This window comes from Pseudomonas putida, from assembly GCF_028682635.1.
Lineage (GTDB): Bacteria > Pseudomonadota > Gammaproteobacteria > Pseudomonadales > Pseudomonadaceae > Aquipseudomonas > Aquipseudomonas putida_AE.
Genome location: NZ_JANHLK010000010.1, coordinates 115553 through 140703, shown reverse-complemented (window position 1 = coordinate 140703; position 25151 = coordinate 115553). Strand labels below are relative to the sequence as shown.

23 protein-coding genes are annotated in these 25151 nt (G+C 59.6%); 11 read left to right on the top strand and 12 right to left on the bottom strand.

Annotated elements, in window-relative coordinates; genetic code table 11:
* Positions 1-111: 111 nt before the first annotated feature.
* The 3 genes from NPS56_RS14855 to NPS56_RS14845 form a co-directional block, all read right to left on the bottom strand.
* On the bottom strand, positions 112-753 hold the full coding sequence (locus NPS56_RS14855; protein WP_274075281.1) for a 3-oxoacid CoA-transferase subunit B: 642 nt from the start codon (positions 751-753) through the stop codon (positions 112-114).
* Between the two features lie 8 nt (positions 754-761).
* Entirely contained in the window at positions 762-1454 is a 693-nt protein-coding gene (locus NPS56_RS14850; RefSeq protein WP_274075280.1) for a 3-oxoacid CoA-transferase subunit A, read from the bottom strand.
* Positions 1455-1700: 246 nt separating this feature from the next.
* Entirely contained in the window at positions 1701-3524 is a 1824-nt protein-coding gene (locus NPS56_RS14845) for an NAD(P)/FAD-dependent oxidoreductase (protein ID WP_274075279.1), read from the bottom strand.
* Between the two features lie 244 nt (positions 3525-3768).
* On the opposite strand from NPS56_RS14845, the gene NPS56_RS14840 reads away from it, so the two are divergent.
* Positions 3769-5664, top strand: a complete 1896-nt coding sequence (locus tag NPS56_RS14840) for a sigma-54-dependent Fis family transcriptional regulator (protein WP_274075278.1) — start codon at positions 3769-3771, stop codon at positions 5662-5664.
* Between the two features lie 16 nt (positions 5665-5680).
* Here NPS56_RS14840 and NPS56_RS14835 read toward each other — a convergent pair whose 3' ends face one another.
* The 4 genes from NPS56_RS14835 to NPS56_RS14820 form a co-directional block, all read right to left on the bottom strand.
* Positions 5681-5908, bottom strand: coding sequence for an AbrB/MazE/SpoVT family DNA-binding domain-containing protein (locus NPS56_RS14835; protein WP_274075277.1), 228 nt, complete (start codon positions 5906-5908; stop codon positions 5681-5683).
* Between the two features lie 102 nt (positions 5909-6010).
* Positions 6011-6505 (bottom strand): aminoglycoside phosphotransferase family protein, encoded by a 495-nt coding sequence (locus NPS56_RS14830; protein ID WP_274075276.1) that lies wholly within the window; start codon positions 6503-6505, stop codon positions 6011-6013.
* 79 nt (positions 6506-6584) lie between these two features.
* Entirely contained in the window at positions 6585-7718 is a 1134-nt protein-coding gene (locus NPS56_RS14825; RefSeq protein ID WP_274075275.1) for an aminotransferase class V-fold PLP-dependent enzyme, read from the bottom strand.
* Between the two features lie 127 nt (positions 7719-7845).
* Positions 7846-8124, bottom strand: a complete 279-nt coding sequence (locus tag NPS56_RS14820) for a hypothetical protein (RefSeq protein ID WP_274075274.1) — start codon at positions 8122-8124, stop codon at positions 7846-7848.
* 268 nt (positions 8125-8392) lie between these two features.
* Between NPS56_RS14820 and NPS56_RS14815 the strand changes: the two genes are divergently transcribed.
* The 6 genes from NPS56_RS14815 to NPS56_RS14790 all read left to right on the top strand — a co-directional run bounded on the left by NPS56_RS14815 (position 8393) and on the right by NPS56_RS14790 (position 14169).
* Positions 8393-8893, top strand: coding sequence for a CinA family protein (locus tag NPS56_RS14815; protein WP_274075273.1), 501 nt, complete (start codon positions 8393-8395; stop codon positions 8891-8893).
* A gap of 9 nt (positions 8894-8902) precedes the next feature.
* Positions 8903-9421 carry a hypothetical protein gene (locus NPS56_RS14810; protein WP_274075272.1) on the top strand — a complete coding sequence of 173 codons (519 nt, stop codon included), beginning with the start codon at positions 8903-8905 and terminating at the stop codon, positions 9419-9421.
* 8 nt (positions 9422-9429) lie between these two features.
* A complete protein-coding gene (locus NPS56_RS14805; protein WP_274075271.1) occupies positions 9430-9876 on the top strand; it encodes a DUF421 domain-containing protein in 447 nt (148 codons plus the stop codon).
* Between the two features lie 4 nt (positions 9877-9880).
* The gene (locus tag NPS56_RS14800; protein ID WP_274075270.1) at positions 9881-11257 is read left to right on the top strand and encodes a cytochrome ubiquinol oxidase subunit I; all 1377 of its coding nucleotides are present in this window, start codon (positions 9881-9883) and stop codon (positions 11255-11257) included.
* Between the two features lie 12 nt (positions 11258-11269).
* Positions 11270-12271, top strand: coding sequence for a cytochrome d ubiquinol oxidase subunit II (cydB, locus tag NPS56_RS14795; RefSeq protein WP_274075269.1), 1002 nt, complete (start codon positions 11270-11272; stop codon positions 12269-12271).
* A gap of 110 nt (positions 12272-12381) precedes the next feature.
* The gene (locus NPS56_RS14790; RefSeq protein WP_274075268.1) at positions 12382-14169 is read left to right on the top strand and encodes a thiamine pyrophosphate-requiring protein; all 1788 of its coding nucleotides are present in this window, start codon (positions 12382-12384) and stop codon (positions 14167-14169) included.
* A 291-nt stretch (positions 14170-14460) separates the two neighbouring features.
* Here NPS56_RS14790 and NPS56_RS14780 read toward each other — a convergent pair whose 3' ends face one another.
* Together NPS56_RS14780 and NPS56_RS14775 are read right to left on the bottom strand one after the other, a co-directional pair.
* Entirely contained in the window at positions 14461-14697 is a 237-nt protein-coding gene (locus NPS56_RS14780) for a hypothetical protein (RefSeq protein WP_274075266.1), read from the bottom strand.
* A gap of 37 nt (positions 14698-14734) precedes the next feature.
* Positions 14735-15550 carry a DUF1206 domain-containing protein gene (locus tag NPS56_RS14775; RefSeq protein WP_274075265.1) on the bottom strand — a complete coding sequence of 272 codons (816 nt, stop codon included), beginning with the start codon at positions 15548-15550 and terminating at the stop codon, positions 14735-14737.
* 558 nt (positions 15551-16108) lie between these two features.
* Between NPS56_RS14775 and NPS56_RS14770 the strand changes: the two genes are divergently transcribed.
* Positions 16109-16897, top strand: a complete 789-nt coding sequence (locus NPS56_RS14770) for an enoyl-CoA hydratase/isomerase family protein (RefSeq protein WP_274075264.1) — start codon at positions 16109-16111, stop codon at positions 16895-16897.
* Positions 16898-16938: 41 nt separating this feature from the next.
* Here NPS56_RS14770 and NPS56_RS14765 read toward each other — a convergent pair whose 3' ends face one another.
* Both NPS56_RS14765 and NPS56_RS14760 read right to left on the bottom strand, forming a co-directional pair.
* On the bottom strand, positions 16939-18060 hold the full coding sequence (locus NPS56_RS14765) for an acyl-CoA dehydrogenase family protein (RefSeq protein ID WP_274075263.1): 1122 nt from the start codon (positions 18058-18060) through the stop codon (positions 16939-16941).
* Positions 18057-19199: an acyl-CoA dehydrogenase family protein gene (locus tag NPS56_RS14760; protein WP_274075262.1), complete on the bottom strand. Its 1143-nt coding sequence runs from the start codon at positions 19197-19199 to the stop codon at positions 18057-18059. The genes NPS56_RS14765 and NPS56_RS14760 overlap by 4 nt, the downstream gene beginning before the upstream one ends.
* 142 nt (positions 19200-19341) lie before the next feature.
* On the opposite strand from NPS56_RS14760, the gene NPS56_RS14755 reads away from it, so the two are divergent.
* Together NPS56_RS14755 and NPS56_RS14750 are read left to right on the top strand one after the other, a co-directional pair.
* The gene (locus NPS56_RS14755; RefSeq protein WP_274075261.1) at positions 19342-20127 is read left to right on the top strand and encodes an enoyl-CoA hydratase/isomerase family protein; all 786 of its coding nucleotides are present in this window, start codon (positions 19342-19344) and stop codon (positions 20125-20127) included.
* 11 nt (positions 20128-20138) lie between these two features.
* Positions 20139-20795 carry a TetR/AcrR family transcriptional regulator gene (locus tag NPS56_RS14750; protein WP_274075260.1) on the top strand — a complete coding sequence of 219 codons (657 nt, stop codon included), beginning with the start codon at positions 20139-20141 and terminating at the stop codon, positions 20793-20795.
* Between the two features lie 85 nt (positions 20796-20880).
* Here the strand turns inward: NPS56_RS14750 and NPS56_RS14745 are convergent, their stop codons facing one another.
* Positions 20881-23568: a LuxR C-terminal-related transcriptional regulator gene (locus NPS56_RS14745; protein ID WP_274075259.1), complete on the bottom strand. Its 2688-nt coding sequence runs from the start codon at positions 23566-23568 to the stop codon at positions 20881-20883.
* A gap of 158 nt (positions 23569-23726) precedes the next feature.
* Here NPS56_RS14745 and NPS56_RS14740 point away from each other — a divergent pair, with 158 nt between their 5' ends.
* Entirely contained in the window at positions 23727-25139 is a 1413-nt protein-coding gene (locus NPS56_RS14740; RefSeq protein ID WP_274075258.1) for a coniferyl aldehyde dehydrogenase, read from the top strand.
* Positions 25140-25151 lie beyond the last annotated feature (12 nt).

The following is a 25151-nucleotide window of genomic DNA, read 5'->3' as shown; positions in this document are numbered from 1 at the left end:
ACGTGCGGTTTTTTGCATTGCTGCGCGCGCATTGGCAATGATTCGCCGGCTAGCGCTTCGCAACCACGACCGCTGGAAAGTTGCGCCGTTGCAAACGGCGCAATCGATCTGTTATCGAATCAACGGCACGCCACTGAGCGTTTGCAAGTCTTCAAAGCTGATATCGGCAACAATCTCCCGGACCTTCAAGCCGTCTGAAGTGACGTCCAGAATAGCCAGGTCGGTATAAATCCGCGTCACGCAGCCAATGCCGGTCAGCGGGTAGGTGCATTGCGGCACCAATTTGCTTTCGCCGGTCTTGGTCAGGTGATCCATCATGACGAACACCTGGCGTGCGCCTGTCGCCAGGTCCATCGCACCGCCCACAGCCGGGATGGAACCTTCGGCGCCGGTGTGCCAGTTGGCGAGGTCACCGTTGACCGCGACCTGGAAGGCGCCCAGCACGGCAATATCGATGTGCCCACCGCGCATCATCGAGAACGAATCGGCGTGGTGAAAATAGGCGCCACCGGCCAGCAGCGTCACGTGCTGTTTGCCCGCGTTGATCAGGTCATCGTCTTCCTCACCCGGTGCAGGGCTTGGGCCCATGCCCAGTACACCGTTTTCACTGTGCAGGAACACTTCCTTGTCACCCAGGTAGTTGGCCACCAGCGTGGGTACGCCAATGCCCAGGTTCACGTAGGAACCTTCGAGAATATCGTCGGCCACACGTTGGGCCATTTCGCTACGCGATAGTTTTTTCATGACAGTCATGGCGGGCCTCAGTTGACGTTGGCGTTCGAGTAAGTGGCGCGCGGCACGGCGACCACGCGCTGGACGAAGATCCCCGGGGTGATGATGTGTTCCGGGTCCAGCTCTCCCAACTCGACGATCTGATTGACCTGGGCGATAGTGTTTTTCGCTGCCATGGCCATGATCGGTCCAAAATTACGCGCAGCCTTGCGATAGGTGAGATTGCCCCAGCGATCGCCTTTTTCGGCCTTGATCAGTGCAACGTCGGCGTGCAACGGCATTTCCAGCACATAGTTGCGACCGTCGATCACCCGGGTTTCCTTGCCTTCGGCCAGCAGCGTGCCATAACCGGTCGGCGAATAAAACGCACCGATGCCAGAGCCTGCCGCACGAATACGTTCGGCCAGGTTGCCTTGCGGCACGACCTCAAGCTGCACCTTTCCGGCCAGGTAGAGTTCGTCGAAAACATAGGAATCGGACTGGCGTGGAAACGAGCAGATCACCTTGGCAACGCGCCCGGCCTTGAGCAAGGCGGCCAGGCCGATTTCACCGTTGCCGGCATTGTTGCTGATGATGGTCAGGTCGCGAGCGCCCGAAGCGATCACGCCATCTACCAATTGCGACGGCATCCCGGCAGTGCCGAAGCCACCGACCATGATGACCGAACCATCGGCAATGCCGTCCAGTGCGGCAGCGACGGATTCAAATGTTTTATTGATCAAGGCGTACTCCTGTTTTTATTCGGCTGAACAGAATGATCCAAGGGAAAACCGCGTGAATCACGGTTAATGCAATGGAGCATAGGGTGCCAAACAATGGGTCGAGGAGGGTGCCCCGAGACGCGATGTCGTGCGATTAACGAACACAAATCGATTATCGAACACAGCGTTGAATGGTCATTCGAAAGTTGGATCTGCGTGCAGGGTACTGTGGAGAGGGCGCCCAACCAAGGCTGGGCGCCCCTTGACTCAGCCAGTATGGTGACTCTCGGCAAGTCCATAGACGGACGTGTCGATGCCTTCGAAACGCGCTTTCAACTGCAGCGCCAGATACAGCGAATAATGCCGTGACTGGTGCAGGTTGCCACCGTGGAACCAGAGGTTGTCCTGCTGAGTCGGCTTCCACATGTTGCGCAGCTCGCCCTCGTACGGGCCAGGATCATTCGTGGTGCCAGAACCTAGGCCCCAGCAGCGGCCGACCTTGTCAGCGACTTCCTGGGAAATCAGCTTCGCCGCCCAACCATTCATTGAGCCATAGCCCGTGGCATAGACGATCAGGTCTGCCGGGAGTCGGCTGCCATCGTTGAGCACGACGGCATCGGCTTCGATGCGTTCGACACCCAGGCCAGGCGCGCTCTTGAGCTTGATCGTGCCATTGGCAATCAGTTCGCTGGCGCCGACGTCGATGTAGTAACCGGAACCACGGCGAACATACTTCATGAAAAGGCCAGATTCGTCGTCACCGAAATCGAGCATGAAACCTGCCTTGGCCAGGCGCTCATAGAAGTCCTTGTCACGCTCCTTGATCGCGTCAAAGATGGGTTGATGAAAGCTTGGCATCACCTTGTAGGGGATCGAGGCGAACAGCATGTCGGCCTTGTCCGTGGTCAGCCCCGTTTCCACGGCGTCTTCGGAGTAGAGCCCGCCGAAGACAAGATCCATCAGGCTGTCGGAACGCACGATGTGGGTACTGGAGCGTTGCACCATGGTCACCTCGGCGCCGTTCTCCACCAGGTCGGCGCAGATATCGTGGGCCGAATTGTTCGCACCGATGACCACCGCGCGCTTGCCGCGCCAGGCGTCTCCGCCGGGATGGCGGCTGGAATGATGCTGCTGGCCATTGAAAACCTCGGCACCCGGGTAATCCGGAACATTGGGTACGCCAGACATGCCGGTGGCGAGGATCAACTGGGTCGGCTGTAAAGTCACAGGCTCGCCATCGCGCTGCACTTCAACCTTCCAGGTGCCACTTTGCTCGTCAAAGCTGGCGCTCACGCATTCTGTACGCGGCCAATAATTGAGCTCCATGACTTTGCTGTACATTTCCAGCCAGTCGCCAATCTGGTCCTTTGGGGTGAAGACCGGCCAGTGATCGGGGAAGGGCAGGTAAGGCATATGGTCGTACCAGACCGGGTCGTGCAGGCACAGCGACTTGTAGCGACCGCGCCACTGATCGCCAGGACGCTCGGCCTTGTCGACGATCAGCGTTGGCACGCCCATTCGCTTGAGCCGCGCAGCGAGCCCCAGTCCACCCTGGCCGCCGCCCACGATCAGGCAGTAAGGTTGGGTGGTGATGCCCAGCGAAGCTTCTTCGTCACGACGGCGTTCCAGCCAGTTGCGTTTGTCGGTGTGGGCGTGACCATGATTGGCACCCATTGGACGCCGACGGCCCCTGGGTTCTTCAAAGCCCTTGAGCTCACGCATGGTCGTCAGCAGCGTCCAGCACAGGCCCTCCTTCAGACGCACGTAGCCTTTACCTCGCGCCGCCTCGGTTTCCAGACTGATCCAGCCTTCGAGCACACCGTTATTGAGCGTCGCCTCACCTTCGAGTTTCCATTGCTCGGGACGCGTCGGGTCGAGGCGTGTTTCGAGCATGTCGCGGATGGCAGGCTGGCCTTCCAGGGTCACCAGGTTCCAGCTGAAAAGCAGCAGGTCACGCCAGTGACACTCTTGCGCAAACAGTTCCAGCGCGCCGTCCAGATCACGTTGGGCGAGACGCTCGCCGAGGTTTTCGACCCAGGCCGCGAGCTGGGCAGTTGGCGTTTGCAGAGGGGTTTCGACAGCGATGTTCATGGAGCCTCTCCCGATCTTGTTGTTGTGGTAACAACTGCCCTTGAGCAAGGCTCGGGCCATCTTCATGAAAGCCCCGTTACAGAGCGGTTGGCGCAGTACCGCCCAGGCTGTGGCGCGGATTCATGTCACGATTTTGGGAATGGCGGATGACAGAGTGTCACCCGGTGCAAAAAGCGCTGTTTGCGATCTTTTCATATAAGCTTCGAACAGCCCCGTGTCCTGACCGTAACGGAGAACAAGAACGATGAAGCCGGCCTTGATCAACGCCCATGCACAACAAGTGCTCCAAGCCGTGCAAGGCACGCCCGCCAGCCACGACACTCCCGTCAACCTGGCAATCACACGGTCCTGGCGCCGTTGCCTGGATCAGCATCAGCTCGATCCCGCCAGCCGCCGCGCGCCTAATGTAGTGGAGCACCCACGCCTGCAGGATCACCGCGCGCCGCTGGAAAGCATCATGTCCGTGGCGCACTGGCAGATGAGCAGTTTGCACCAGCAGCTCGGGCGTGACGGCCACGTGGTGCTACTTACCGATGCTCGCGGTGTGGCGATCGACAGTGTGTTCAACGACTCCGAACGCGCCGAGTTCCAGCGTGCCGGACTGTGGCTCGGTTCGGTATGGAGCGAAGATTGCGAGGGTACCAACGGTGTCGGCACCTGCCTGGTCGAGCGGCAGCACGTCACCATCCGTCGTGATGAACATTTCCGCGGCAAGCACGTCGGCCTGACGTGTTCGGCCAGCCCGATATTCGATGCGAGCGGAGAGTTGCTTGCCGTGCTCAACCTCTCCTCGGTGCGGGAGGAACACAGTCTGGCGCAACACTTCAAGGCCATGGCATTGACCAACCTGTCCGCCAGGTTGATCGAGAGCAGTTTTTTCCTGGGGCATGATCCGCAGCGCTACTTGCTGCGCTTTCATCCTGAGGCCGGTTTCGTTGGACTGCTGGGCGAAGGCCTGCTCGGTTTCGACGAGAGTGCCCGTATCTGCTCAGTCAATCAGGCTGCGCTGGAGCTGCTGGGTCTCAGCCGTGAGCAGGTGCTTGGACAATCGCTGACGATGCTGCTGGAAACACCCATCGATCAGGTGATGAGTCAGGCCAGCGCTCAGCCGAGTGTCTGCTGGCCAATGCGCCTGATGGATGGGCGCCTGCTCTACGGACAGTTGCGCGAACCCTTGCGCCACGAGCCTTCAGTCACGCCTGCAATTCCCAGGATCAACGACGTGCACGTGTGCCTGGAAGACCCGCGCCTGCAACGCGGCTTTGCGCGCGCATTGCGTGTTCTGGAGCGTGATGTACCGGTGTTTCTACAGGGCGAAACCGGTACCGGCAAAGAAGCTTTTGCGGCGGCGCTGCATCGCGCCAGCGCCAGGGCGGGCCAGCCGTTTGTGGCGATCAATTGCGCGGCCATTCCAGAGTCGTTGATCGAGAGCGAGCTGTTCGGCTATCGCGGCGGCAGCTTCACCGGCGCACGCAAGGACGGGATGATCGGCAAGCTGGAGCAGGCCCATGGCGGCATACTGTTTCTCGATGAGATCGCCGATATGCCACTGGCGTTACAGACTCGCCTGCTGCGTGTGCTGGAGGAACGCCAGGTGGTGCCGCTGGGCGGCGCGACGGCCCGTGCGCTCGACATACGCCTCGTCAGTGCCAGCCACCAGGATCTGCAAGCCTGTGTGGCCGAAGGGCGTTTTCGCGAAGATCTGTTCTATCGCATCGCCGGCTTCGCCGTGCAGCTCCCGCCGTTGCGTGAGCGTTCAGACAAGGGCCGTTTGCTCGACCTGTTGCTGCGCGAGGAGGCAGCAGGGGCGAGGGTTCGGCTGGAAGCGGGTGTCAGGGAGCGCTTGCTGGCGCAGCCATGGCCAGGCAATGTCCGACAGCTGCGTACGTGCCTGCGCACACTGGTGGCATTGGCGTTGGAGGGGCGTGTCACCCTGGACGACCTGGCGGAGTTGCTGCCGGCAGCGCCAGCGTCAGCCGCGCTGGCCGAAAATCCGCTTGGACTTTCCGAACGGCAGACGCTACTGAAGTTGATCGAGGCGGAACACTGGCATATCGCCCATGTTGCCGCCCGCCTGGGGATCAGTCGCAATACGCTCTATCGCAAACTGCGCCATCACGGTATTTCACGACCTGGTTGAATGCAGAGTGACTTCCTCATTTACCCTCGGCGCTACCGTGTTGTTCGCTATCCCAGGCTTCAGTGAACTCGTCTATTCGATCCGCGATTTGAGGTTTCGTTGACAGGACCAGGCAGCGCGTGTTACCGACGAATTCCTCTATCAAGTACAGCGAGTCGCCAACATCCAACTCCAATTCCTGCAACGCCTCATCAGGAATTCGAATCGCACCGTCGCCATCCCATTCCTCGATGATGATTTTCATAGGCGGCTTTCTCACGTGTGGTCTCCATTGTTTTGAGTCGGCAATGTAACAATCGACCCAAGGCTGACAGAAAATTATCCTGGCTGTGCCTTACTGTAAAACTCACAACCCAAGCGCCGACGCTGCAAGCTTCGCCACCCCAAAGGGGATGGCCGGCTCAATGTCGTCCTCGAGCATCCAGGCTGCTGACAACCCGGTCCAGGCGAGCACCCATTGCAATAACCGGAGGCGATCGATGTCGGCGGCCTGTGTCACGATATCGATCCGGCGCGAGAAACAATCTGGCGCCAGAGCGCTTTTGCTATCGGGATTGCAGAAAATATTCGCGTAATCGAAGCCGCGCTCACCGTACAGTCCCTTGGGATCGATAGCGAGCCATCCCTTGGGTCCGAAGTCCAACACATTGCCGTGGTGGATGTCACCATGCAGTACCCTGACGTCGCGTGGCGCATCCAGGAGTTCGCGAGCGGTTTTTGCGCATTGTTCAAAGATCCCTCGGCGTGTTGCCGCTGCGCTCCACAGGGCTTCGAACCGTTGCTCCAGTGGGACCAAAGCAGGAACCGGTTTTGCGTGTGGTGCATGAAGGCGGTCGGCCACAATAGCGGGACTGAATGTCCGCTATTGGCTGTGGATTCAACCGGTCAACGCAACAGATTGGCTAAATCGTTATGAGGGCTTAGTCAACCATCACCTCGTCCAGTGCCTGCTCGAGGGTGCTGACCGTGCGCTCGATATTGTGCAGCTTTTCGAGCCCGAACAGACCGATGCGGAAGGTCTGGAAGTCGGCCGGCTCGTCGCATTGCAACGGCACTCCGGCGGCGATCTGCAGGCCATGGTTGGCAAATTTCCTGCCGTTCTTGATGTCGGCATCATCGGTGTAGCTCACCACGACGCCAGGGGCCTGGAAGCCGGCGGCGGCCACGCTTTTGAAACCTTTGCCGGTCAACATGGCGCGCACCCGATCGCCCAGCGCCTGCTGTTCGTCGCGGACCTTGTCGAAACCGTAGGCTTGCGTCTCTTTCATCACTTCGTTGAATCGCGCGAGGGAATCGCTGGGCATGGTCGCATGGTAGGCATGTCCGCCCTGTTCGTAGGCCTGCATGATCTGCAGCCACTTTTTCAGGTCGCAGGCGAAGCTGCTGCTTTGCGTCTTCTCGATGCGCGCGAGGGCCAGGGAGCTGAACATCACCAGGGCGCAGCAAGGGGAGGCGCTCCAGCCTTTCTGCGGTGCGCTGATCAGCAGGTCGACTGCGCATTTGTGCATATCGACCCAAAGCGTGCCTGAGGCGATGCAGTCCAGCACGAACAGGCCACCCACCGCGTGCACGGCGTCGCCGACGGCCCGCAGGTACTCGTCGGGCAAGATAATCCCTGATGAGGTTTCAACGTGGGGGGCGAAGACAATCTGTGGCCTCGACGCCTCAATGGCTGCCAGCACTTCGTCCAGAGGGGGTGGGGCGTAGGCCGCCTGGCGACCTGTGTCGACCGGTCGGGCTTTGAGCACCGTGGTGGCCGCCGGTATGTTGCCCATCTCAAGGATCTGGCTCCAGCGATAACTGAACCAGCCGTTGCGTATCACCAGGCATCGCTGGTCGGTGGCAAACTGACGCGCGACTGCTTCCATGCCGAATGTGCCGCTGCCCGGGACCACCGCAACGCCCTGGGCGTTGTAGACCTGCTTCAGGGTCTTGGAAATGTTTTTCATCACGCCTTGAAATGACTGCGACATGTGGTTGAGCGAGCGGTCGGTGTAGACCACTGAGTACTCGACCAGTCCTTCGGGATCGATACTGGGATATAGCTTTGACATGGGTGACTCCTTTGACAGAAATCTCGGTGGTATCGACCCTGCCCTAAGCCTTGGCAAATGACAAGCGGCTCGGGATTGAATTGAGATTTCTGTCGAGCGGCTGGCATCACGGCGTTGACCAGGCTATTCAAAATACCTGGTTGCGGTGTGTCAGCATCAGTTTCACCCTGCTTTTGTAAGCAAGCTTGCCTTCGCTATTCGAAAAAACATGGTCGATGTCGACTACTCGATATTCCTCTTCCTCGGAGGCCGTTCTGCCCCAGGCAACCTCAAGGCCCAGATGATTGAAACGATCACCTATCGACACAGCCGGGAAGGGCGTTGTTGCTTCAACGCTCCAGACAGGGGCATTAGCGAAAGACTCCTCATAGACCTCGAAAGAGTACTCAATTGGCTGCGCGCTCATGAAACCTCCTACACTGGTTTGCTCACAAAATAGGCAGTCCGTCAATGGATTCCCCTCCATTTGCTCATAGAGTGGCAGTGCACGAAAAAATTCAAAGCTATTTTATGGAATGGTAAGTAATTGATTTTATTGATGTTAACAAATCGCCTTGTTTTTTTGGCACTCAGTGAATTGGCTCGGAACAGGGAAGTACATGTCCCGTGAGCAGAACTTGGAATGAACGAGCCTTGCAAGGGTCAACTGCGAAGACCTCATCGGAAAAAATGTGATGTCCATTGCAGCCAGGATTGTTGATTACCTTCGTGAGCACAATCTTGTACTCACAACCGCAGAGTCGTGTACGGCAGGAAAAATTGTGACGCTTTTGTCGGAGATCGAGGGAAGCGGTGAGCTGATCGAAAGTGGCTATGTGGTTTATTCCCCTGAAGCCAAGCAGCGTCTATTGCGAGTCAATCCCCAGACCATCGAGACCTTCAATCTCACCAGCTGCGAGGTCGCCCGAGAGATGGCCCTGGGTGCGTTGTACGACAGCACGGCCAATGTTGCCGTGGCGACCACTGGAATACTGGGCCCGGAAGATATCGATGGTATTCCGGCAGGAACAGTCTGCTTCGCCTGGGCTTTTCAATCGGAACAGGGCCGAAGTGTGTTCAGTCATAAACATCGTTTTTTCGACACTCGTTGCCAGGTGCAGCGCCAAGCCGCCGAATACGCGTTGAAGCATTTACCGGACTTTCACCGCCGTGCACTGGCGGGTGAACGAGGGTAGGAACATGCCATGAGCGATAAAGGCAGCCACGACGACTACAAGAACCGAGACTACCCCGTTCGTGAAGACATGGCCTGTCAGATCAAGGTTTGGCGGTTCGAGCGATGCGGTTGGTACGTGTTGGTGCTGTTGGTTGTGCTGGGATTATGCGGAATGTTCTCACGCGGGCCGATGAGCTCCCGAGACGTCAAGGGCAGCGATGGCAGACTCAGAGTGCAGTACGAGGTTTTTCACCGTAACGGTTCGACCAATCCAATGGTGATCAGTGTAGTCGGCGCGCCGGATGCGATGGTCGAGCTCGAGCTCTCCGGGGCGTTACTGGATGGTTTCAGCATCGAATCAATGCTGCCGGAGCCAGGCCGCGCCAGCAGTGGCGGGGAGGGTATGAAGCTATGGCTGCAAGCGGATGCCCAAGGACGTGCGAATCTGTATATGACGTTGCGTGGTGACGGATTGGGACTGTTCAGTACCCGCGTGTTATCACCAGGCGCGGCACCTGTGGCCATGGATCAATTCATTTTCCCTTGAGGTGATATATGGATTCGGTATTGCGTGCCTTCGCGATGTATCTGGTGTTGATGGTGCTGTTCAAGATCGCCGGCAGGCGTTCACTGGCGGAACTGACGACATTCGATTTTGTGTTGTTGATGATCATTGGCGAAGCCACGCAGCAGGCATTGCTGGGGGATGACTTTTCCCTGACAAATTCTGTCCTGGTGATCGTCACGTTGATCGCCATCGATGTCGGCCTTTCACTGCTCAAGCAGCGCTCGGGCTGGGTGTCAAAACTCATTGATGGCGGTCCTACCATCATCGTTGAAAACGGAAAGCTTTTAAGTAAGCGCCTACGACATGCCCGGCTGGTCGAAGCAGATGTGATGGAAGCGGCCCGCTCAAGCCAAGGCATAGAAACCATTGACCAGATCAAGTTTGCGATCCTGGAGCGTAACGGCAAGATTTCTGTCATCCCGTTAGAGCGTTGAGGGCATGGACACCGTTGATTCGGCGCTGATGGCTGCGCGTGCTCAGTTTGCGATCACCATAAGCTTTCATATCGTGTTGGCTGCACTCACCATCGGGCTGGCCAATTTTTTGATGGTGCTGGAAGGTCTCTGGCTGTGGCGCGGGCAAAAAATCTATCTGGATGTTTACCTCTACTGGCTCAAGATATTCGCGCTCAATGTGGCGGTGGGCACGGCGTCGGGTCTGATTCTGGAGTACCAGTTCGGACTTAACTGGTCGCGCCTGTCCACCCAGGCAGGCGATATCCTGGGCCCGTTGATGTTCTACGAAGTGCTTGCCGCTTTTTTCCTGGAGGCGGGCTTCCTGGGCATCATGCTGTTTGGCCTGAAGAAGGTCGGCCCTCGTCTGCATTTCTTCGCCACCTGTGCGGTTGCCGTGGGCTCATTGATTAGCGCGTTCTGGATCCTGTCGGCCAACTCCTGGATGCAGACGCCCGCCGGTTACACCCTGGGCCCTGATGGCCGCTTCATGGCCGAGGACTGGTGGGCGATCATTTTCAATCCATCGTTTCCCTATCGGCTGGCCCACATGACGCTGGCGGTGTTTCTCGGCACCGCCACCCTGGTGGCCGGTATCAGCGCTTGGCAACTATTGCGGCAGCCGGAAAACCCTAGAGCACGCCTTCAGTTTTCCATGGCGTTATGGATGATCGTCGTACTCTCACCTCTGCAAATCCTGGTGGGCGATCTGCATGGGCAACACAGTCTCAAGGTCCAACCTCTGAAGGTTGCTGCTATTGAAGGCTCGTGGACGCGTCCGCCTGACGGCGCGGGTGAACCGTTGCGACTGTTTGCCATTCCCGACATGACCGAACGACGGAATCATTGGGAAGTGGCTATTCCTCGTGTTGGCTCTTTGTACCTGCGGCACGATCTGACGGGCACCATCGCCGCGCTGGACGAATTCCCTCCCGAAAACATTCCGCCGGTGCCGATTGTGTTTTTCGCGTTTCGGTTCATGGTGGGTCTGGGGCTGTTGATGGTTGGGCAGGGGCTGACCAGTTTGGTGTTGCGCTGGCGCCATAGGGTGTACACCGCGCGTTGGATGCTGCGCGGGTGTGTGCTGATGGCCCCGGCTGGATTCCTCGCGATGCTTTGTGGCTGGGTAGTGACAGAGGTAGGTCGCCAGCCTTTCACCGTCTATGGCTTGCTGCGCACAGCTGACAGCCTGTCGTCGGTGTCGCGCCAGCAGGTGATAGGCGCGACGTGGACGATCCTGGTGTTTTACCTGCTGACCTTCGGTATCGGTCTCTGGGTGCTGTTGCGAATTTTGCGCGAGCCACCGCGAAAGGGCGAAGCCGGGCCGCAACCGACGCTGGCAGACGAGACAGGGCAATCCTGAGGAGCTCAATCCATGCCGGACACTGATTGGATCGTTCTACTTTCTGCCGCGGCCTTGGCCTTCTCGGTGATGAACTATGTGCTGCTCGACGGCACTGATCTGGGCGTCGGGGTGCTGATGGGCCTTACGCCTTGCGGTAAGGATCGACGGGCGATGGCCGTGACAATCTTGCCGATCTGGGATGCCAACGAAACGTGGCTGGTGCTGGGAGGAGGCGGTCTGCTGGCGTTGTTCCCATTGGCTTACGCCATCCTGCTTCCGGCGCTTTATTGGCCATTTATCTTGATGTTTCTGGCGCTGATTCTGCGCGCCGTTGCGTTGGAATTTCGTGATTACGCCCCCAGCGATGGTCTCAAGCGCCTGGTCGATGGATTGCTGTCGTGCGGTTCATTGCTGGCCGGCGGGACACAGGGAATCATCTTGGGAACCCTCGTACAAGGTGTACCGAATCATGGCGGCCAATACAGTGGTGATGGCGCGGAGTGGCTCAACGTGTTCCCGCTGTTCTGTGGTGCAGTGCTCGTGGTGGGGTATACATGGTTGGGGGCTTGCTGGCTCTATTGGCGCACCGTAGGGGAACTCCAGAGGCGATCCAGCTTGCAGGCGAAGAGGCTGGCGGCCGTCACCATCGTGTTGTTGAGCCTGTTGGTGGCCTGGACGGCGACTTTGGATACTCGCTATGCACAACGGCTGGCAGATCCCCTGGTGTGGATGCCGGCCATGACGCTGCTGGTTGCACTGCCGATTGGTTTTGTCCTGGGGTTTCGAAGCCGTCGTCATTTTCTGCCACTGTTCTGTGCATTGGGCGTTTTCATAGTGGCGTTTGCATTGATGATCGCGGCGCTCTTTCCAATGATCGTGCCGCCGCAGCTGACCTTGCAGGCGGCTGCCTCAAGCCCCAACAGCCAGATCTTCATGCTGGTCGGTTTCGCGGTGCTGATCCCGGTAACGCTCATCTACAACACCTATGGCTTCAGCGTCTTTAGCGGGAAGGTTCGAGTTCAACGCGACTGACTGACATCCGGCAGAACTTCGATCTGCACCCGAGTGTCCAGACCCTTACACGTTCCGACGGGATGTTCTGTCGGAAATGCTCGATGCACGGGTTGAAGGCGAGGAACGACATGACGACGACAGTGGGCGACTTTCTGATTGAACGGCTTAGCGAATGGGGTGTGACCCGGATCTTTGGTTATCCAGGGGATGGCATCAATGGCGTGTTCGGAGCGCTGAGCCGGGCCAAGGGGAAGATTGAATTCGTTCAGGCCAGGCATGAGGAAATGGCTGCCTTCATGGCGTCGGCGCATGCCAAGTTCACCGGTGAGTTGGGCGTGTGCATTGCCACTTCGGGCCCTGGCGCATCGCACTTGATCACTGGGCTTTACGACGCCCGGATGGATCACATGCCAGTGCTGGCCATCGTCGGCCAGCAGGCGCGCACGGCGCTGGGCAGCCATTACCAGCAAGAGCTGGATTTGTTGTCGATGTTCAAGGATGTCGCCGGAGCCTTTGTCCAGCAGGCTTCGGCGCCGGCGCAAATACGGCACTTGATCGATCGGGCCGTGCGCACTGCCATCGGTTTACGGCGCGTGACGGCAATCATTCTGCCCAATGATGTGCAAGATCTTGAGTATGAGGCGCCGGCCCGTGCCCATGGCACGGCGCATTCGGGCGTTGGTTACAGCAAGCCGAGAGTGGTGCCTTACGAGACGGACCTGCAGCGAGCTGCAGACGTTTTGAACGCGGGACAGAAGGTCGCGATCCTGGTTGGGGCCGGCGCGCTGCAGGCCACCGATCAAGTGATTGCGGTGGCGGAGAAGCTTGGCGCCGGTGTGGCGAAGGCGTTGCTCGGTAAAGCCGCACTGCCCGACGATTTACCCTGGGTCACCGGCAGTATCGGTTTGCTCGGCACCGAGCCCAGTTACAAGCTGATGAGCGAATGCGACACCTTGCTGATGATCGGCTCGGGCTTCCCGTATTCCGAGTTCTTGCCCAAAGAAGGGCAGGCGCGCGGCGTGCAGATCGACTTGCAACCGGACATGCTCAGCTTGCGTTATCCCATGGAGGTCAACCTGGTGGGCGATGCTGCAGAAACACTTGCTGCATTGCTGCCGTTGCTCGAACAGAAAACCGAACGCAAATGGCGCAAAAAAGTCGAAGGCTGGCGCGGTAGTTGGGAGAAGACCCTGGAAAAACGCGCCATGGTCAAAGCCAAACCGATCAATCCACAACGGGTGGTCTACGAGCTGTCACCTCGTTTGCCGGAGCGGGCGATCATCACCAGCGACTCCGGTTCGTGCGCCAACTGGTATGCCCGCGATCTGAAAATTCGTCGCGGCATGAAGTGCTCGCTTTCCGGCGGATTGGCCTCAATGGGCGCAGCGGTGCCCTATGCGATTGCGGCGAAGTTTGCGTTTCCCGAACGCACGGTGATTGCGCTGGTGGGTGATGGTGCCATGCAGATGAACAACATGGCCGAGCTGATCACCGTCGCCAAATACTGGCAACAGTGGGAAAGCCCAAAATGGATCTGTGCGGTGTTCAACAACGAGGACCTCAATCAGGTCACCTGGGAGCAACGGGTGATGGAGGGGGATCCGAAGTTCGAGGCATCGCAAAGCATTCCAGACGTGCCGTACCACCTGTTCGCCATTTCGATTGGGCTGAAAGGAATTTTCGTAGACCGCGAGGAAGACGTCGCCGCCGCCTGGGAACAGGCGCTGGCCTCGGATGTTCCGGTGCTGATCGAGTTCAAGACCGATCCCGACGTGCCGCCGTTGCCGCCACACATCAAGCTCGAACAGGCGAAAAAGTTTGCCACGACGTTGCTCAAGGGTGACCCGAACGAGGCCGGGGTGATCTTGCAAACAGCCAAGCAGGTATTGGGAGCGGTGCTACCGCACAAGAAGTAAGTGGTGACTGCTGGAGCGAGCGGAGGGAAATACCTTGGAATACGCCGATTTGCTGCAATGGCCCGCGATGATTGTGACAGTGATCTCGGCCTGGTTCATTGGTTCGCAACGACCACGTCGGCGGATGATCGCCTTTTGGGGCTTCATCGTGAGCAATGTTTTGTGGGTTGTTTGGGGGCTACACTCCAACGCTCAGGCGTTGATCGTCCTTGAGTGTGTACTCCTGGGCATGAATGCCCGAGGGTTCAGAAAAAATCTTTACGGCTCCCGAACGTCCCGGGAACACTAGTTCTACTGGCCTTTACAGTTCTTTTTAAACCCGCGAAGGTTCATGAGGAAGAGGCAAATCTGCAGGACGATCAGCGCGTAGGCGTGTGCATACAGGCCCCAAATCACCCACAAAACATTGCTTAAGCTGAAACAAACGAACCCGATCATTCGCCTTTTTGGCTGCTGAGATCCGATCAGCCATGCGGCCAGCACAGTAACAACCATCGCCGGCCATTGAACCCAATCAAGATAGGCCAAACGCGTTACCTCCTTCTGAATTGCCATCCCGTAGCGATTAGGATCCCGATACTCCCGGCACATCCATGTTTATCTTGCGCCAGGCAGCCTCGGAAAAGCTGTAAGCCGAAAAGGCAATCAAACCAAATGCCATCACCATCAGGATCAAAACCCCGGCTGGCAGGTTCTGGAGCGCATCAAGGGCCTCCTTCATGCCTGGAGGATCAGCGGTTTTATAACGGGAGCCGCTGATTGCCAGCAGCAGAGCTATCTCGATAAACACCACGCCTCGGGCTATGAGTCCGAAACGAGCCACCGGTCGTACGTAGCGCATCACGTCCTCATCAGCCTCAAAATACTTCTCGAACGAGGCCTTCCATCCCTTGATGATGTGAGCAATGCCTACGCCGAGTGGGACCAGCGCCACGAGGTAGACCAGCACGTTTGAGTGATCCCAGGACAAAAGATGGGCCAGTAGATCCTTTGTCTCCCCACCTGCGGAATTGCCTGAGCTTCTGACGCCGCTGATGAGCAGGCCCAATGCAAAAAACGCAAGAGCGCCGTTGATCAAACCTCCCGCCAACAAACCTGCACGAATCACCAGCCCCTTGAGTCTCGTACCGTGATGATCGACGTCGCGAATGGCTTGCAATACTCGCCACCCGGCGAAGGCGATCAGGCCCGCCACAACCAGTCCTACCAGCACATAACCGAAAGGCTGGCTTAACAACGCTTCCAGGCTTTTGTGACTGTCCTTGGGTTTTGTCGAGTCTTGAGCCGCCAGCAGAGCGAAGATACCTATGATCAGATACAGGACGCCCCGAGCGGCATATCCGCCCCGAGCGAGTACGACAAGGGTGTGTTGAGCGGACATTGGATTATTCCGAGGAGGTATACAGGATCAGACCTTTCGCTTCGGGAGGGGTTCGATAAACCGACTCGTTTCGACGATGTTGACCCGACGCCTCGCCAGCAGGCTGGCTCCCACAGTGTGATCTACAGCGTACGCAAGTCCTGCAGCCACCACAGATCCCTGTGGGAGCTAGCTTGCTGGGGATGAGGGCATCAGCTTCAACATCCAGGTTGACTGACCCGACGCCATCGCCAGCAGGCTGGCTCCCACAGTGTGATCTTCAGCGTACGCAAGTCCTGCAGCCACTACAGATCCCCTGTGGGAGCTAGCTTGCTGGGGATGAGGGCATCAGCTTCAACATCCAAATTGAGTGACCAGCGGGGTGGGGCAGGCGGGGGCAAATCAATGCTCCCACCCTTTTCAGGGAGTACTGCTCGACGCATTCGCTCCTTACCGTTTGACAGCACTTCATTGGCTGGCAACGGATGCCGATTTTCCCGGCAACGTTGCAAGCGGTCCATCCAAACCACAGATGAGCTCGAGCGCGACCTGCAAACCGCGCGGGCCCAATGGGATCACATGTCCAATACCCTTGAATTATCCATAGAAGATGGCCTGGCGACCCTGACATTGATGCGAGCCGAGCGTAAGAATGCACTCACTGGGCAGATGGCCGATGAGTTACGCGAAGTGCTGGTGAGCCTTCGCACCAATCCAGAGGTCAAGGCGTTGTTGTTGACGGGCGCCGGTAGCGATTTCTGTTCGGGTGCCGACGTCAGCAAGATGGGTGACGGCTTCGCAGCGATCGATGTTCTCCAGCGCATGGATCATTACAACCGCTTGCTTGGCGAATTGGCAAACTTCGATCGACCCGTGATCGCAGCGGTCGATGGCGTCGCATTCGGTGCCGGCTTCAGCCTGGCGCTGGCCGCAGATTTTGTGATCGCTTCGCAACGGGCACGCTTCTGCATGGCCTTTGCCCGGATCGGCCTGGTCCCGGATCTGGGCGCGACCCATACCTTGCCGCGCATCGTTGGCCTGCCCAAGGCCAGGGAAATTATCTATTCCGCGCGCGAAGTTTGCGCGCAAGAGGCACTGGCGCTGGGTATTGCCCTTGAAGTGCATCCCGCCGACCGGTTTCGCGCCCGTGCAGAAGAACTGGCGCGCAGCATGAGCAATCTGTCGACAGTCGCGTTTGGCCTGACTAAACGCTTGCTGTCGCGCTCCTTCGAGGTTGACCTGGCGGCGCAGCTGGATGCCGAAACGAACGCCCAGGCCGTGGCAATGAGTTCGCCGTATGTCCAGCAAGCCGCCGCACGGTTCATGCGCAAAGAACCGGCACTGTATCAATGGCCGGTCGCGAAGTGAGCGTGTGAGGGGCATTGCCCGTCGCCGGGCAATGCCTGTTGTCAGAACTGGCGCTGTGTCAGTCCTGCCCAGAAGCCCTTGCCACCGGCCGCTATCGCCGCTTGGCCGAGGACTTCAGCCCACTGCGAATCGCTGCCGAATTCATCGCGCCACGACCACAGGCGCCGGGTGCTGAAATGCAGGGTGTGCTCGTGGGTGAAGCCGATGGCGCCATGAACCTGATGCGCAATCGAGGTAGCCAGGGTGGCGGCCTCGCCGGCGCAGACTTTGGCCACCGCTACATCGAACGCGAGGCTGCTACGGCATCCGGGTTCGGCCTGCAAGGCGTCGCAAGCGCTGCGCAACGCCACTTGAGTCGCCATGCGCGCGGCACCAATGGCACCGGCCATCTGCGCCAATTGCTGCTGGATCGCCTGGAATTTACCGATGGCCTTGCCGAACTGGACGCGCTCGTTGGCGTAGCTGACAGCCTTGTCCAGGCTCGACTCCAATGCACCGACCAACGCGCAAGCTCGGATCAATGCACCAAACACCCAGACAGGTTCCTGCACATCCGCTATCTGCAATTGGCCGCTGGTGTGAACGCGAGCGTTGGCGAAGTGCAGGGTATCGCGCTCTTCGCCGGCAAAATTGCTGCCGGCCTCCAGGCTGACATTGGCCTGACGCAGGTCCACCAGCGCAACTTGTCCCGTGCCATCGGCTACCACGGCCCAGCGACAGCTGCGGGCCCACGGCACATTGAATATGCGGCCGTCGAGATGGCCATCCGCAGACAAGGCCAGCTCACCGAGGCGACCGTTCTGAATCAGCGTGATGGGCTCTTCGGGCACTTGCAGGCCAGCTCGGGCCAGCAGCATCGAAGCGAGCATGGTTTCGCTCAACGGCAGGGGTGCGTTCCAGTAACCAATGGCCCGCAGTACCGGACTGACTTCCAGCCAACTGGCCGCGCTGCCCCCGGCTTCTTCGGCCATCAAGGCGCCAGGCAGGCCTTGCTCGACCACCTGTTGCCACAACGCTGTCGCGGCGTGCCCGGCATCGAAACGGGCCAGCACCTCAGAGGTGATCTGTTCGGCGAACAGGCGCTCGACGCTGTCGGCGATGATCGATTGCAATTGCGATGGAGCGCTGTCGTCCATCGCTTGATAGTGGGTGGCCTGGTTCATCGCAGTCCTAATCCTCTGGCAATGATGCCGCGAAGAATTTCGCGGGTGCCGCCACGCAGGGAAAACGACGGGGCGGTCTGGGTCAGGTAACGCATCACCTGGTCAAGTCGGGAACCGGGTTGGCGGGTGCCGCCAAACAGGTCATGGGCGAGGTCGGGCAGGGATTGTTCGAGCAAGGCACCCTGGTCCTTGACCAGCGCTGCCGGGGTCGCCGGGTTGTCGCCACGGGCGAGCATGCCGGCGACGCCCAGCGACATCTGCCGCAGCACCGCGTAGCGCGCGGCGACGCGACCGAGGCTGACGCTGTGGCGCGAGTTCTGTGGATCGGCGGCGTCGAGCATTTCCAGGTACAACTGGGTGCTGCTCAGGTAGCGTTCCGGCCCGCTGCGTTCGAGCGCCAGTTCGGCACCGACCTGCTTCCAGCCATCGCCAGGCTGACCGATGACGAAGTCGTCGGGAACAAACACGTCATCGAGGAACACTTCGTTGAAGTCGTGCTCACCCAGCATGTTGTAGATCGGGCGAACCGTGACGCCGGGGGCGCGCATGTCGATCAACAGTTGCGACAGGCCCCCATGGCGATTGCTGTCATCCCTGGGCCCGGTTCGCAGGAGGGTGACCATGTAGTGGCAGCGGTGGGCACCGGTGGTCCAGACCTTGCTGCCGTTGACGACCCAGCCGCCTTCGGTCTTGACCGCCCGGGTCTGGACCGACGCCAGGTCGGAGCCGACATTCGGCTCGCTCATGCCAATGCAGAACAGCAGCTCGCCGCGTGCGATGGCCGGCATCAGCCGTGGCGCCAGCACATCCGGGGAAAACTTCATCAGCAGCGGACCCGATTGACGCTCGGCGATCCAGTGCGCATTGACCGGCGCGCCGGCGGCGAGCAGCTCCTCAAGCACCACATAACGCTCCAGGGCACTGCGTTCGTGGCCGCCATAGCGCTTGGGCCAAGTCATGCCCAGCCATCCGCGCTCGCCCAGCTTGCGGCTGAATTCAGGGTCGGCGCCATTCCAGTTTTTCGCCCGTTCGTGGGCCGGGTAGTCCTTTAGTGCCTCGGCGATGAATTCGCGCACTTCGGTCCGTAAAGCCAGGGTTTTGGCGTCCAATTGACAGGGACGGATATCGAGTGCCTGCATGGCTTTTCGCTCATGTGGAAAGTGGTTGATGGTCTTGTTTTTCTTACTTGCTGAACGCCCAACAAGTAAATAAGCTAACAGCAACCTTGGCAGCGAATCAAGCCGCTGCCACCCTTGAAGACCGCCAAGATCCGGAGCTTTCATGTCGACCGATACCTCCTTTACCCCCGGCCGCGGCCTGACACTGGGCCTTGAAGGCCATGTCGCGACCCTCGATTTCAATCGTCCGCCACTGAATTTTTTCGATGCCGAACTGATCAATGACCTGGCCGACGCCCTGCAATATCTCGATGACTTGCCGCAGTGCCGGGTGGTCGTGCTACAGGCTGAAGGCAAGGTGTTTTGCGCCGGCGCGGATTTCTCTGGCGCCGACCAGCGCGACCCGCAATACCCGCGCCGTGTCTACAAGTCGGCCGTGCGCCTGTTTCGCAATCGCAAGCCGCTGATCTGTGTGGTCGAGGGCGCCGCGATCGGCGGAGGCCTGGGCTTGGCGCTGGTCGCGGACTTTCGCGTCACCAGCGAAAAAGCGCGGTTCTCGGCCAATTTCAACCGGTTGGGCATTCATCAAGGCTTCGGGATTTCGGTTACCATGCCGCGTCTGGTCGGCCCGCAAATGGCCTCGCTGCTGATCGCCACCGGACGCCGCATCGATGGCCGTGAAGCGGTGCGAATCGGTTTGGCCGATGTGTTGGCAGAGCCGGGCACGGAGCGGCAAAAGGCTCGTGAGCTAGCCGAGGAAATCGCCGCGTCGGCACCGGGCGCGGTCATGTCCAGTCGCGAAACCCTGCGCATGGGCCTGGCCGATGCGGTTGACCGGATTATCGATCGCGAGGCGTCCGAGCAGGAATGGCAGATCGTCAGCGCCGATTTTGCCGAAGGCACCCGCGCCATGGCGGAACGTCGCACGCCCGTGTTTACAGGACAGTAAGGAATTGCCCGATGGAACCCGTTGAAAAAACCACCCAGCCGACGTCGCGGCGCACTCAACTGGAGCGTCGCGCCGAAGCCGAACAGCGGCTGCTGATCGCTGCCCGACAAATCGTCGCGCGCAAGGGTTGGGTCGGCATGACGCTATCGGAGGTGGGCGAGGAGGCGGGCTACAGCCGTGGTCTGGCGACTCACCATTTCGGCAACAAGGCCGGTCTGCTGCGTGCCCTGGCGGGTTTCGTCAATTCGACATTCATGGAACTGGTGCAGGCCCGGTCGCCGCAGTGGCGCCCGGGGATAGATGCGCTCAAGGGATTTGTCAGTGTCTATCTGGCGCGCCCGGACGGCGACTGGGTCAATACCCGTGCGCTGTTGGCCCTGATGTCGGAGGCCGTGACCCAGGACTCGGAAACCGTGCAGGTCCTCGCCGAGTACAACCTCTCGGTGCAAAAGCATCTGGCGCGCTACATCAGCGAAGGCATCGATAAGGGCGAGATCCGCCCGGACGTGGACCCCATGACGGGGGCCTTGCTGTTCCTGGGCGTTTTGCGCGGCATGATGCTCCAGATCCTGCTGAACCCATCGGCCGTTGACCTGGAGTTGGTGCACACGCAGATGTTGGCCTTCATCGAGCATGCATTGGCGAATACCTTGCGCACCCCCCTGTAGGAGCGAGCTTGCTCCGGGCGGCGCTCCGACGAAAAGCGCGCAAGCGACTCGGTCATTCAGACAATACGCGTCATCGTTGGCGCGTTCAGTCCAGCAGGCCCTGGGCCCGGGCGATCGATACCGCTTCGGTGCGGCCACCGGCACCGAGTTTGCTGTTGATCTTGCGCAAGTGTGATTTCACCGTCAGCTCTGAGAGAAACATCTTTTCGGCGATTTCCCGGTTGCGGTAACCCAGCGCCAGCAAGCGCACCACCTGCAGTTCACGGTTCGAGAGGTTGGTTTGTGCCTCGTCTTCGCGCTTGGCCTCGGCTTTCTTGCTGCTGCTCTCACCCTGCAACAACTGGGCGACGAAGCCTGGGCGAATACCCAACGCCTCTTCCTGGCCATGAAAGGTCACCGACCAACGCTCCAGCACAGCCGCCAACGGTGCGCCTTCATCGAGAAAGGTGCGGATAAACCCGACGTGGCTGGCCAAGCGCAAGGCTGCCGTCAAATGTTCAAGCGCCTCTTTGTGCTGTTTCGCGCCGTCGAGTGCGAGGATCAGCAACAAACGCAGCTTCAAGGCCCGACGATGCTGGTGTCGTTGAAGTGCTTGATCCATGGCCTGACGCAAGGTTTCGACGCAAGCGGTATCACCTTGCGCGATACGCAGGCGCTGACGCGCGATGAAAGGCGTGTCGACATCATTGGCGCTCAATGTCACGCCCGGTTGTTCCCAGTCACTCAGCTGCTCGGCGGCGCGCATCGCGTGATCGGCGGTATCCAGGCGATTTTCCAGGGTGGCGACACGCGCTCGTTCCAGCCAGGTCGAACAGAGGATGCGCGTTGAACCGGCTAACTGGCCCAACTGATCGAGGTCGGCCAGATAACGCATCCAGGCCGGACGGTCGCCGTGCAGGTAGGCGAGGCGGGCCAATAGCACATGGGTGCTGATCAACGAATCCGGTGCCGCGTGCTCCCGGGCATAGGGCAGCAATTCCGTGAGTCGTCGCCGCGCTTCGTCGACCGCGTCCGTTTCGTAGAGCACCACGCAATGGATGGTCTGCAGGACCGGATACCCCACCGGTGGCGTACCCGCCAGGGTCTCGCGACTGCGGCGCATGGCCGTGTCCGCGCGGGTCAGGGCGCTGTCGAGTTGCCCCTGGGTCAGGTCGAGCATCGCTTGCAGCGCATCGGTGACATCGCGCAGGTAGGTCGACTCCTGTTGAGCTTCGCGCAGCCCGGCACTGCCGAGCTTTTTGCGCGCTTCGTCGAAGTGGCCGGTGTAGAACAGCGAGCAGATTTGCACAAACGCCGTGACTCGATACTGCAATTTGTCCTCAGGACCCAGCTGCATCAACAGCTCGGTAGCCGCCACCAGGGCTTCATCGACACGGTCGCCGATCAACAGCAACAGTGGGTGAACATAGTGGTGCTCTGCCGCCAGCGCCGGGTTTTCCAGGACCTGCAATGCGTCCTTGTGGCGACGCGCATGCAGCAGTGCCCAGGCGTAGGCAATGCCCAGGCGCGGATGCACATCGCGGATCTCCACGGGAATGCGCGAAAGCCAGCGCATCAACAGACTGGCATGGCCGTTTTCCACCAGTTCGTCGATGTGCAGCACCAGTTGCGTGGCAGCTTCGTCAACGGCATGGGCGGTGAACAGATGTTCAAGGGCTTCTACCGGCCGCTCATTGGCGAAGTACCAACTTGCGGCCTTTTGATGCTGCTGCTCGAACTGGTTCGGGTGGCGCTTGAGGGTTTGCAGGAGGAAATCGGCGAACAGCGGGTGATAGCGAAACCATTGGCGCTGGTCGTCCGTTGCGATCACGAACAGGTTCGCCCGCTCCAGTGCCTCGATCATCGACTGGCTGTCGTGGCGACCTGTGACGGCATCGCACAAGGCTGGACAGAATCGTGTCAGGACGCTGGTCTCTAACAGGAATTGCTGCAATTGCCCGGTTTGCCGGGCCAGCACGTCTTCGCCGAAATACTCCGCCAATGCCGGGTTCGAACCGTTGTAGGAGGCGATGAACGCGGCAGGATCGCCGTGTCTTTGCAAGGACAGGGTGGCCAGGAAAATCCCGGAAATCCAGCCTTCGGTGCGCTCGTGCAGGTTGTCGATATCGGCCAGGTCCAGGGGCAATTGGCGCTTTTGCAAGATGTAGGTGGCGGTCTCGTCAGCGCTCAGGCACAGCGAATCGGTGCCGATCTCCAACAGTTCGCCCCGGGCGCGCAATCGGCCCAGATTGATGTCCGGGGTAGTGCGCGATGCGATGGCCAGGGTCGCGCCCATGGGTAACGCCTTGAGCAGCTGCTGGATAAATTCGAGGGCCGGCGGCTGATCAAGGACTTCGAATTCGTCCATCAGCAGGGTGAACGCCCCATTGCTCGCGGCGATGTGCTCGAGCAGCCAATGCTCACGTTGCGCCGGACTGCTGTCGGCCGGGGGGGTGTCGCCAGCCTCGATCAAGCCGATATCGCGCAGGCCGGTGAGCAGTACCTGGGTCAAGCGCTGCGGATCATTGTCCAAGGCGTCGAGGTTGCACCACAACACGCGCCGGCCTTCGGCCAGGCAACGTTCGCGGTATTGCTGCAACAGCGTGGTCTTGCCGTAGCCGGGGCCAGCACTGATCAGGACAAGCCGCAAACCATCCCGGGGTTGCAGCTGGTCAAGCAAGGTCGAACGTTCCAATTGACCCGGCAGGTTGGCCGGCGCGAGGAATTTACCCGCGCGAATGGGCGGCGTTGCTCCCTGTGCTGGTTCGTTGGAACTACGTTCAAAACCTTCCATGCATCCTACCTTTGGTTGTCGTCGCGCCGGTGCGGCCCTTTCTAGTATCGCCTGTCATGAGCGACACCCGATTCATGGTTCGAGCCCGCCAGTGTAGCGGGCCAACACCGGATTGGCAGCTCCCCAACCGCCCACCCTTGCATGGAAGTCCGAACACCATGAGTGCCAACGAAAACCTGAAGGCTGCCGATATTCGCGTGATCCTGGACAAGCAACGTGCCGCAAGCCTTGCCAGTGAGCCGTGGACGGCCGAGCAACGCTGCGAATTGATCGACCGGGCCATCGGCTTGCTGGTCGATTACCAGGACGACATCATCGAAGCCCTGTCGGCGGACTTCGGTCATCGCAGCCCCGATTTCTCGCGCATGCTCGATGTTCTGGGGCCATTGGCATCGTTGAAGTATACCAAGGCCAAAATTGCCGAATGGATGCAGCCGGACCAGAGGGCCACCGACCGCGGCGAGGCCTGGGTGCAGTACCAGCCGTTGGGCGTGGTGGGCATTCTCACGGCCTGGAACTTCCCCGGGAACATGGTCTTCAACGGACTGGCCGGTGCCCTGGCCGCCGGCAACCGGGTGATGATCAAGGTGTCGGAATACAACCCGAAAACCTCGGCGTTGCTGGCGCGGATCTTCCGCGAAGTCTATGCCGAAGACGAAGTGGCGATCATCACCGGTGGCCCTGACATTGGCCACGCCTTCAGCCAGCAACCCTTCGACCACCTGTTGTTCACCGGTGCCAGCAGCATCGGCAAGCACGTCATGCGCGCCGCCGCCGAGAACCTGGTGCCGGTCACGCTGGAGCTGGGCGGCAAGTCGCCGACCATCATTTCGCGCACCGCCGACCTCAAAGTCGCTGTCACTAAAATCCTCACCGGCAAGCTGCACAACGCCGGGCAGATCTGCCTGGCGCCGGACTATATATTCGTGCCCGAGGAGCAACAGGAAGCGTTCATTGCAACGGTCCGCGAAGTGGTTGCCACCCTGTTCCCGACCTTGCTCGAAAACCCGGATTACACCTCGCTGATCAACGCCCGACACTTCGAGCGCCTGCACGGTTACCTCAACGAGGCACGCGAAGCAGGCGTCGAATTGATCGAGCTGAACCCGGCCGATGAGGATTTCAGTGGCCAGCCGCACCACAAGATGGTGCCGACCCTGCTGCGCAACCCCGGTGATGAACTGCAGGTCATGCAGGACGAGATCTTCGGCCCGCTGTTGCCGTTCAAGACCTACAACTCCTTCGCCGAAGTGGTCAGCTACATCAATTCGCGTCCGCGTCCGTTGGGCCTGTACTACTTCGGCAACGATGCCGGCGAAGAGGCGTTCGTACTGAATCGCACCACCTCCGGTGGCGTCACCCTCAACGACGTGCTGCGCCATGGTGGTGTCGAGACCTTGCCATTCGGTGGCGTCGGCAACAGCGGCATGGGCTGCTACCACGGCATTGACGGCTTCCGCACCTTCAGCCACGGCAAATCGGTACTGCGCGCTGTCGATGGGCCGGACGCGATGCGTCCTCCGTACAGCGAACAGGTACGTCAGTTCGTCGGTTCGATGATCAAGCGCTAAGACAACCACTGG